At 45.3% G+C, this 9,226-nt stretch carries 10 protein-coding genes; 2 read left to right on the plus strand and 8 right to left on the minus strand.

The features are described 5' to 3' along the window. Nucleotides 1-15: 15 nt before the first annotated feature. From ACTNBF_RS05645 to ACTNBF_RS05665, 5 genes are all read right to left on the minus strand, one after another. Complete coding sequence (locus ACTNBF_RS05645; RefSeq protein ID WP_427806762.1) at nt 16-660, minus strand: ECF transporter S component; 645 nt, start codon at nt 658-660, stop codon at nt 16-18. A 204-nt stretch (nt 661-864) separates the two neighbouring features. Then, nucleotides 865-2,064 (minus strand): bifunctional phosphopantothenoylcysteine decarboxylase/phosphopantothenate--cysteine ligase CoaBC, encoded by a 1,200-nt coding sequence (coaBC, locus tag ACTNBF_RS05650; protein WP_441088884.1) that lies wholly within the window; start codon nt 2,062-2,064, stop codon nt 865-867. Nucleotides 2,065-2,112: 48 nt separating this feature from the next. Then, nucleotides 2,113-2,562: a transcriptional regulator NrdR gene (gene nrdR, locus ACTNBF_RS05655; protein WP_427806761.1), complete on the minus strand. Its 450-nt coding sequence runs from the start codon at nt 2,560-2,562 to the stop codon at nt 2,113-2,115. Nucleotides 2,563-2,694: 132 nt separating this feature from the next. Continuing rightward, the gene (locus tag ACTNBF_RS05660) at nt 2,695-3,411 is read right to left on the minus strand and encodes an NUDIX domain-containing protein (RefSeq protein ID WP_441088885.1); all 717 of its coding nucleotides are present in this window, start codon (nt 3,409-3,411) and stop codon (nt 2,695-2,697) included. 29 nt (nt 3,412-3,440) lie between these two features. Further along, entirely contained in the window at nt 3,441-3,698 is a 258-nt protein-coding gene (locus ACTNBF_RS05665; RefSeq protein ID WP_427806819.1) for a PRC-barrel domain-containing protein, read from the minus strand. Nucleotides 3,699-3,916: 218 nt separating this feature from the next. Here ACTNBF_RS05665 and ACTNBF_RS05670 point away from each other — a divergent pair, with 218 nt between their 5' ends. Together ACTNBF_RS05670 and arcC are read left to right on the plus strand one after the other, a co-directional pair. Continuing rightward, on the plus strand, nt 3,917-4,468 hold the full coding sequence (locus tag ACTNBF_RS05670) for a prolyl-tRNA synthetase associated domain-containing protein (protein WP_427818986.1): 552 nt from the start codon (nt 3,917-3,919) through the stop codon (nt 4,466-4,468). A gap of 70 nt (nt 4,469-4,538) precedes the next feature. Next, on the plus strand, nt 4,539-5,468 hold the full coding sequence (arcC, locus tag ACTNBF_RS05675) for a carbamate kinase (RefSeq protein ID WP_427818985.1): 930 nt from the start codon (nt 4,539-4,541) through the stop codon (nt 5,466-5,468). Between the two features lie 97 nt (nt 5,469-5,565). Here arcC and ACTNBF_RS05680 read toward each other — a convergent pair whose 3' ends face one another. Genes ACTNBF_RS05680 through ACTNBF_RS05690 form a run of 3 tightly spaced genes read right to left on the minus strand, consistent with a single transcriptional unit; the run spans nt 5,566 to nt 8,888 of the window. Beyond that, on the minus strand, nt 5,566-6,699 hold the full coding sequence (locus tag ACTNBF_RS05680) for a toxic anion resistance protein (protein WP_427818984.1): 1,134 nt from the start codon (nt 6,697-6,699) through the stop codon (nt 5,566-5,568). 45 nt (nt 6,700-6,744) lie between these two features. Further along, a complete protein-coding gene (locus tag ACTNBF_RS05685) occupies nt 6,745-8,259 on the minus strand; it encodes a 5-bromo-4-chloroindolyl phosphate hydrolysis family protein (protein WP_441088886.1) in 1,515 nt (504 codons plus the stop codon). Nucleotides 8,260-8,276: 17 nt separating this feature from the next. Next, on the minus strand, nt 8,277-8,888 hold the full coding sequence (locus tag ACTNBF_RS05690; RefSeq protein ID WP_441049323.1) for an adenylyltransferase/cytidyltransferase family protein: 612 nt from the start codon (nt 8,886-8,888) through the stop codon (nt 8,277-8,279). Nucleotides 8,889-9,226 lie beyond the last annotated feature (338 nt).

Raw genomic sequence — 9,226 nt, forward strand, 5'->3', positions numbered from 1 at the left:
TGTGTATCCCCTTTACTATCTTCCACTCTGTGTCTGAGAAGATGCCGTCAAGCGCATCAATACCTTTCCGATGACAGCGACAAGGACAGCAGCAGCAAGTGCCTCCGGAATTCCCGATGCAGTCACCGTTCCCATAATCAGCCCAAATACCGCCGTAACCGCTACTTCTTTCGCTTCAGCATACTGCTGCGCCAACAGGAAGTAGATACTCCCCATCACCATGATCGTATTTACCATAGATCCAGCAAATCCCGTAATGGCAAGAGCCACATATGTGTTTAATTTGATTTTTCTGAAAAGAATCCAAAGCCATCCTGCCGCAACACCGATCAAAATACGGCATCCGACAGAAATCCAGAGTGCTTTAAGCACTCCTGCCAGATTCGAGGCAAGAAACGGTGAAAACGCAAACGACAGCAGTGTCGGTGCCATTGTATTGCTGATCAGCGAACAAATCCCGAAAACACCGCCCAGAATCGCTCCTGCAAGCGGTCCGAAAAGAATCGCCCCGATAATCACCGGTATATGTACGGTTGTTGCCTTTATAATAGGAAGCTGAATCATACCAAGCGGCGTATTTGCCAACACAATTATGATTGCAGCCATCAGTGCAACACTTACCATCCAACGAGTACCCTTTTTTTCTTTGTTGTTTTTCATTGTTTTCCTCCTGTTATTATTCTCATTTTGAGATACAATACATGATTTGTAACTGTTCAGAGCCAAGCAGATTTGTCAAAAAAGGGCTATGAATGCTTGCATTCGTGAGCACTTTTTTGTACAAATCTATTTGGCGGATACGCCACACTGAGGAAACACGAAGTGTTTTCGAGGTTGGCTCTGAACAGTTACCATGATTTTTATTTATGAATTCATCTGATCCAGAATCATATCCAGAATCCGCGCCGCCGTCTCTTCCTTACTCAGAAGAGGCAGTGCAGTCTCGTTTTCTCTGGTAATCAGAGTCATCCTGTTCGTGTCACCTTGAAAACCGGCTCCGGCATCCCTGAGATTGTTTGCCGCTATCATATCCAGATTTTTCTTTTCCAGTTTTGCTCTGGAATTCTCAACCATGTTCTCTGTTTCCATAGAAAATCCACACAGAAACTGTCCCGGTTTTTTATGTTCTCCAAGGTATTTCAGAATATCATCCGTTTTCTCCAGTTCCAGAACCATCTGCTCACCGGATTTCTTCATTTTTTGATCATTCACATACTTCGGGCGATAATCCGCAACCGCGGCCGCCTTGCAGACAATATCGGCATCTTCAGATTCTCTCCTGACTGCTTCAAACATCTCTTTTGCCGTCGTGACCGGAAGCACGTTCACAAACATCGGCTTTGGAATAGAAGTCGGTCCGCTCACCAGTGTGACATCAGCTCCTCTTGCGGCACAGACTTTCGCCACCGCATATCCCATCTTTCCTGAAGAATGGTTGGTGATATACCGTACCGGGTCAATGGCCTCCTGCGTCGGCCCTGCCGTAACAAGAACCTTCTTCCCAATCATATCCTTTTCCCATGCCAGCTCATGATAAATATATTCATAAAGTTCTTCCGGTTCTGGCATTTTCCCTATTCCACTCGTTCCACATGCAAGATGTCCCTCGGAAGGCTCGATCACTTCATATCCGTATTTTTTCAGGATCGCGAGATTATCCTGCACTACCGGATTCAGATACATCTCCGAATTCATCGCAGGCGCAATGAATTTCGGGCATCGTCGGCAAGCCATCACAGTCGTGGTCAACATATCATCTGCAATTCCGTGAGCCAGTTTCCCGATCACATTCGCAGTCGCCGGGGCAATCATTACCAAATCTGCCACACTGGCGAGTGCGACATGCTCCACGCTGTACTCGAAGTTCCGGTCAAATGTATCGATCAGACACTTATGCTTCGTCAAAGTCTCAAATACAATCGGATTGATGAAATTCGTTGCATTCCTCGTCATGAGTACCTGCACATCATACCCGTTCTTAACCAGCATACTTGCCAGCGACGCTGTCTTATACGCGGCGATTCCGCCCGTCACTCCAAGTACAACTGTCTTCTTTTGCTCCATCAAAGTGTACACTCCTTCGTCTGTTTACTTGTCCGCTTCCAGAACACATTATTCCAGAATTTTCTTCAGTTCCGCCATAAATGTATTTACATCTTTAAACTCTCTGTAAACAGATGCAAATCTGACGTAAGCAACCGCATCCAGTTCTTTCAGATGTCCCATCACGATCTCGCCGATCACACTGCTCGGAATTTCCTTCTCTTCCCGGCTGAAAATATCGGTCTCGATCGTGTCGATCGTCTTCTGGATCTCAGAAGTCGGCACCGGTCTCTTATAGCATGCCCTTAAAACACCGCCTTCAATCTTCGCACGGTCATACTGTTCCCTGGTATTGTCTTTCTTAATGATGATCAGCGGAATCGTCTCCACTTTCTCATACGTTGTAAACCTCTTGCTGCAGGCATCGCAGGAACGTCTTCTCCTGATCGATGTCCCGTCATCAGCCGGTCTTGAATCAATAACTCTGGTATCAATGTTACCACAATATGGACACTTCATCTTCTATCCTCCTGTCTCTTTCTCTCCCCACACACCCCGGAAAACGCTATGGTCCCGTGTGGCGACCTTTTCCTCAATATTAATAGTATAAATGTAGACTATTTTCTTGTCAAACAAAATTCCAGGAAATACTTACAGCCTGCTTTTCAGAATCTGCCATGCCTGTACAATGATTGCCGCATGGTCGCAGGCTATCTGATTTGTATCCATGACTTGGAAGTCTCTTTCCTGCACAATGTCCCCTTTTAAATCCTCTTCTACCACAGCCGTAAGTTCCAGTTCATATGCCTTATTCTCCAATCTGAGGAAATGGCTTCTTTTCCTCCCTCCGTCTTCTACATTTTCCCAGGCGCCGCTTTCACAGTAAATCTCGCACCACAGAGCCGCATCCGCATCATCTCCTGCATGCACCGTCACTTTGGTTTCCTCCACAACAGACATATATGCAGAGGTGATCACACGCGCTCGCGGATCCCGGTTCGCATTTCCATACACCGCGATCTGTTCCATGGGCAGGTCGTCCACACCGGTCTCCTCCATTAACTCCCGTTTTGCCGTATCTCTCAGATTCTCTCTGAGATTAATGAACCCTCCCGGGAGAGCCCACCATCCGATGCACGGATGATTCCCTCTCCTGATCATCAGAACCTTCCATACAGAATCCAGGTTCGGCCCTTTCGATTCCTCTCCCTTATCCGACCAGGAAAATACAACCGCATCCGTTGTCACACAGGGGTTCTTATATTTATATGGATCATATTCTTCCAGAAATTCTTCCAGATCCTGCCCCTTATCATTCTTCTTTCCGTTTCCCCTGAATGGGGCAATGTTCTCCAAAAATGCTGCCATTTTCAATTCCTCTCCTTCTTTTTCTTTTCTTATTTACACGTTTTTAAAAATTTCTCTTCGCAGATTTCTACCAGAATGATATCGGGCCCGATTCTGCAGATACATTCAAACGGAATAATATATTCCGCATCATATCCAAACAGCCCGCACACCTTCCCCGGTCCCGGCACTATGATAGCCTCCACTGTCCCGGAGCACTTATCCAGTATAATATCCGTCACACACCCCAGCCGTCTCCCATTACAGGTGTTGATTACTTCCTTCTCTCTCAGTTCGCAAAACCGGATCCGGTTTTCTTTGTCACATTTTTCTTTCACGGCACACACTCCGAACTCTTCTTATTGCCAGTATATGATGTTTCCCGGCTTCCGGACCTGATTCTTCCATGCTTTTTCTTGAAAACTGCAGATTTCATGCTATGATATAAGTATTAATTATCGGTACACTAGTATTTTACTACACATATACAATTATTTCATCATTTTTACATCAGGAGGACTTTACTATGGAAACCATTCATGTCAGTAAGATACATTTCACCTCCAAACCGGATTGTTCCAAACGCCTGGCGAAAGAAGAAAGGGTCTATGATTTTCTTGACAAACTGCAGATTCCCTATGAAGGTGTCGATCATGATATTGCCAACACCATTGAAGACTGCCGGGAAATCGAGAAGGAACTGCAGATCGGGGTATGCAAGAATTTATTTCTATGCAACCGCCAGAAAACAACTTTCTTTCTTTTGATGATGCCGGGTGACAAGCATTTTGAGACAAAAGTACTCTCACATCAGCTCGGTGTATCCCGCCTTTCCTTCGCGGAATCACGATACATGGAAGAATTTCTGGACATTACTCCGGGCAGCGTCAGCGTTCTCGGACTGATGAACGATGTCGAAGAGCAGGTCGATCTTCTGATTGATGAAGATTTACTGAAAGAAGAATATCTCGGATGCCATCCCTGCATCAACACTTCCAGTCTGAAGCTCCGAACCTCCGATATTCTTCAGAAATTCGTGAAAGCTACGGGACATTCTTATCATATAGTCGCATTATAAGGATTGCAATTTAATAAAAAAGATACTATAATTTTCACATACTCTAATTCAGAAAAACGAGGTATATTATATGAAGAAAAAAGTTGTCGTTGCACTGGGTCATCGTGCTCTCGGAAATACACTTCCGGAACAGAAGGCTGCAGTAAAAAAAGCTGCCGCATCGATTGCTGCTCTTGTTGAAGCAGGATACGATGTTGCAATCACACACAGCAATGCACCACAGGTAGGTATGATTCATACCGCCATGAATGAATTCGGCAAATCCCACGAAGATTTTACCCCTTCTCCGATGTCAGTCTGCTCCGCTATGTCTCAGGGATATATCGGATATGACCTGCAGAACGGCATCCGCGAAGAACTGATGAACCGGGGCATTTACCGCACCGTCAGTACAGTTTTGACTCAGGTCATTGTTGATCCTTATGATGAAGCTTTCTACACGCCAACCAAGGTACTCGGACGTATCATGGATGCAGAAGATGCTGCAATCGAGCGAAAGAAAGGAAATTATGTCGTTGAAGTTCCAGGTCAGGGCTTCCGGCGTGTCGTTGCTTCTCCTAATCCGGTAGAAGTAGTTGAAGCAGATGCCGTAAATGCGCTCCTGGATGCAGGCCAGATCGTAGTTGCCGGCGGCGGCGGTGGCATTCCGGTACTGAAACAGGGACACCATTTAAAAGGTGCCAGTGCTGTCATTGAAAAAGACCTGACTGCCGGACTTCTTGCAGAACAAATCGACGCAGATGAGCTGATCATTCTGACAAGCGTAGAGAAAGTATGCATCAATCGTGGTACCGATAAGGAAACGGAACTTGGCGTGATTTCTCTGGATGACGCAAAGAAATACATGGACGAGGGACATTTCGGTGTCTACAATATGCTTCCGAAATTCCAGGCCTCTGTTTCTTTCATCGAAAAAAGAGAGGGACGACGTGCGATCATCACTTCTATGGAAGCATTGAACGACGCATTAAAAGAACGTACCGGTACTGTGATCAAATAAAACACTCACGTATACATGACATTATAACAGGAGCGCGAAAACGGATTATTCATTTCCGTTTTCGCGCTCCTGTTCTTTTCATCGTTATCTTTTCAACCTATCCCTGCAGCTGAAGCAGCTTCCCTTTCAGCTCATTTTCAAGCCTCTGCATCTCCTGCTCCGCTTCATGACGTTTCTGGCGTCCCTCCTGCTGAATCTTCATCACTTCATCCAGCGTTGAAATCAGAGATTCATTTGTCGCTTTCAGGGTTTCCATATCAACAATTCCACGTTCGGATTCTTTTGCCGTATCAATCGTCGCCATCTTCAATTTCTCAGCGTTCTTTCTGAGAAGCTCATTTGTCATATCCGTCACTTCCCGCTGCGCAGCGGCTGCCTGAGCGGAATGTTCTACTCCAAGTGCGAGCACCATCTGACTCTTCCAAAGCGGAATCGTATTCACGATCGTAGATTGGATTTTCTCAACCATTAACGTGTCATTGCCCTGCACAAGGCGGATCTGCGGAGCAGTCTGAAGGGAAATCGTCCGAGTAAGTTCCAGATCATGGATCTTCTTCTCAAACCGTCCGCACATAGCCTCAAGATCTCTTGCCTCCTGCGCATCTTCCGCAAGTCCTGACATCTGTGCTTTCTGAACAAGCTCCTGCAGTTTCGTCGTGCGAACCTCCTGCAGCTTTTTCTTTCCCGCAAGGATGTACATGGTAAGCTCTTTAAAATACGTAAGATTCAGTTCATACATTTTATCCAGAATCGCAATGTCCTTTAGAAGTAAGACCTGATGATTCTCCAAAACTTTACAGATCTCATTGATATTCGTCTCTGCTTTCGCGTATTTCGCTTTCATGGACTGTATCTTATTGGACGTTTTCTTGAAAATTCCGAGAAATCCCTTTTCTTCCTCCTCGTCAAAGTTTCGAAGTTCCTTTACTACACCGGAAAGAAGATCCCCCACCTCTCCCAGATCTTTCGTCTTCACATTCTCCATTGCAGTCTCAGAAAAATCCGCCATCTTTTTCTGGGTTCCGGCGCCATACTGAAGAATCATCGTAGAATTCGTCAGATCGATCTGGCTTGCGAATTGATCGACTGTACGTCTCTCGTCGTCCGTTAAAATTGATTCATCCATAATTTCTTGTTTTTCAGGTGCCGGTACCGGTGTCTGCATTTCTTCTTTAAACGGCTCCAGCGTTAATTCCGGTGCCGGTGCAAATGTTTTGAATTCATCATTCATGTTCCTAAACCTCCATTTTCCTCTGCATTCTGCCTTGTCTATTTGCTATTTCCCGGATTTCCGTTTCCATTCTTCTTCTGTCAGCCCTTCCTGCGCAAGCATGGTATGCAAAACAGAAATGTCCGAAGACACATCCCATGCCGTATCCTGAAACAGGCTGTCCAACAGCTTCTCAAATGCAAGATTCAACGTATCAAGGGTCGCTTCGATCTCCTCTTTTGCTGTCTGTATGTTCTCTCCTCCTACCGGCTGACGGTCCATCTCTTCATATGCCTCCAGCAGCTTAACAGTCGTTGGAAGATAATATTCCATCAGCTTCCGGATATCTCCTACCGTCTCAGGATTTTGTTCTACACGATCGAAAATCCGATCCACGACCATCTCCATTCTGGAGATTTTAGCTGATATCTCCTCACCCGGAATCGCGTCATTGCACGCATGAATCTTCCGGATATATGCATCACCCTGCTCAATGATCTCACGTACCTCCGGAGTCAGACCTTCTCTGGCCTTTTCCGTTTCACGCTTTACCTGATCCTGCTTTTCCTTTTGCATCCGGGCTTCTTTCTCTTTCTGCTGTTCGCGATAAATCTCATCCCGCTCCTTCTCCCGCATCTGTTCTTCCAACTGCAAATACTGGTCATATGCCTGATCAGTCACCATCAGGCAAGTCTTCTGACCATCCAGATGTCCCTGACGGAACCATCCGCTTTCGATCATCTTCCGGAGATCCTTTGCCACATACTTTGCCGTTTTCCCCGTCTTTTCCGCAAGTTCTTTAATATCACAGTATTCTCTGTCCTGAAGGAAACTCATATATTTCTTAAACCTTCCAATTCGTTTCAAAATCGAGGTTCCGGCACCTGCCATCCCGCCAAATACCCCTGTAAAGACAAGTGAAACGATAAGCACCGCAAGCGCCTCACCCGGTTTGATCAGAAACAGTCCGGCAATTCCCAGAAGGAGTAAAATCCCGGAAATGACCGCAACCGGATACCCAAATGCACAAAGAAGAATTCCTCCTGCCTGTGCACCGGTCATCGATGCATAAAGAGCCGGCTGGTTTTTGGAACGACTCTCATATTTCATTGCATTGCTGTTCTGAGTCTCAAATGGCTGGCTCTGACGGCCATAATTATATTCAGTTCCCGCATTTCCGGCCCCATATTGATAATCTGTCCCGGCATTTCCACTTCCATATTGATATCCTGTCCCGGCATTTCCGGCACCATATTGATAATCTGCCCCGGCGTTTCCGGTCTCATAGCGATAATCGGCACCCTGATCATGATTCTGCCAGTCATTGCCGTAAGAGCCGCCTCCCTGCCAGTTTGGTCCAAAATCCCCGTTCATTCCATCCGGATTCTGCCATCCATGCCCGAAAGCTCCCCTGTTTCGTGCATTTCCCATATTCCGCATACTCCGTGCTGCCTCATTCAGCGCCTGATTAATCGTATTCGTGATCGTCTGATTCAGTCTGCGATAATCTCTGGAATCCACTGCGTCCTGCACCGTTCTGCGGATATCCTCGCCAAAGCGTTCCCAATCCTGATTGTTCATTGTCTTCTCCTGCCATTCTATTTCGTATATTTTATACGGTTGTCAATTCCATTTGAAATGATGTATTCATATACACTTTTCGGCACCAGATCGTTCCATTTCTCATCCGCCAGAATTCTCTGTCTCACCTGTGTACCGGTTATTCCTTTCTCACTCTCATTCCTGCGCCAAAGCACTTCTGCCGCATACCCCATACTTCTTAATACTTCTTCGTCCCTCTTCGTCTTTTCATCACAGATACTCAGAAAACACACCACATCTTTCGGTAAATACTGCTTCAAATACTCCGGACGTTCAATCGGAAATGGGATGATGTCAAATGCTTCTCTTGGAACTTTGAAATCGAGAAGGCAATCCCGTATCATTTCAAATCTTTCAAAATATGTCAAAGGGTTGGATGACTTCTTTCTTTCTTCATCCATCTCCGGGTCTTCCTGAATATAAGACTCATCGGGGCTCGATATCCCCACATAAAGCTTTCTGCAACGCATCTTTGCCGCCAGTATATATTCCAGATGCTTCAGATGTAAAATCTGAAATCTACCGTAAACTACCCCAATATCGATCATTGTTCTGCTCTCCCTCCATGCAGTTCTTTCTTTTGTATCTGCATCTTCCAGATTATTCATACATATAACTCATTATACTTCATTCTCAAATAATTGAAAATACCTTTGAACAGAAAAATAACCGTCAGTGGGACGGTTATTCCTCTTACCAAAATACTTTCTTTTATTCGACATTACTCGCCTGGGTCTACATTTGCAGCACATTGATGATCAACACGGGAGTTTGACAGTTAAACAATAGGAAAAGTACTTGCAGGCCGCATAAAACCTGCTTTTTTTGTGTCAACTTTTTGGTTTTATTGTATTGTATTTTATTGCAATGTATGGTATAATGTGGAAAAGGGGGTATTTCCTATGAGAGTTATTACATCCAAATCAAAAAATGCTGAATCCTTTTA

Origin of the sequence: Bariatricus sp. HCP28S3_A4 (genome assembly GCF_052066395.1) — a bacterium.
In the GTDB taxonomy this organism is placed as follows: Bacteria; Bacillota; Clostridia; order Lachnospirales; family Lachnospiraceae; genus Allocoprococcus.

What these genes read in the sequence shown, in the direction of transcription:
- ACTNBF_RS05645 (WP_427806762.1), bottom strand. Translation starts at nt 660, where the DNA reads ATGAAAAACAACAAAGAAAAAAAGGGTACTCGTTGGATGGTAAGTGTT.
- coaBC (WP_441088884.1), bottom strand. Translation starts at nt 2,064, where the DNA reads ATGGAGCAAAAGAAGACAGTTGTACTTGGAGTGACGGGCGGAATCGCC.
- nrdR (WP_427806761.1), bottom strand. Translation starts at nt 2,562, where the DNA reads ATGAAGTGTCCATATTGTGGTAACATTGATACCAGAGTTATTGATTCA.
- ACTNBF_RS05660 (WP_441088885.1), bottom strand. Translation starts at nt 3,411, where the DNA reads ATGGCAGCATTTTTGGAGAACATTGCCCCATTCAGGGGAAACGGAAAG.
- ACTNBF_RS05670 (WP_427818986.1), top strand. Translation starts at nt 3,917, where the DNA reads ATGGAAACCATTCATGTCAGTAAGATACATTTCACCTCCAAACCGGAT.
- arcC (WP_427818985.1), top strand. Translation starts at nt 4,539, where the DNA reads ATGAAGAAAAAAGTTGTCGTTGCACTGGGTCATCGTGCTCTCGGAAAT.
- ACTNBF_RS05680 (WP_427818984.1), bottom strand. Translation starts at nt 6,699, where the DNA reads ATGAATGATGAATTCAAAACATTTGCACCGGCACCGGAATTAACGCTG.
- ACTNBF_RS05685 (WP_441088886.1), bottom strand. Translation starts at nt 8,259, where the DNA reads ATGAACAATCAGGATTGGGAACGCTTTGGCGAGGATATCCGCAGAACG.
- ACTNBF_RS05690 (WP_441049323.1), bottom strand. Translation starts at nt 8,888, where the DNA reads ATGAATAATCTGGAAGATGCAGATACAAAAGAAAGAACTGCATGGAGG.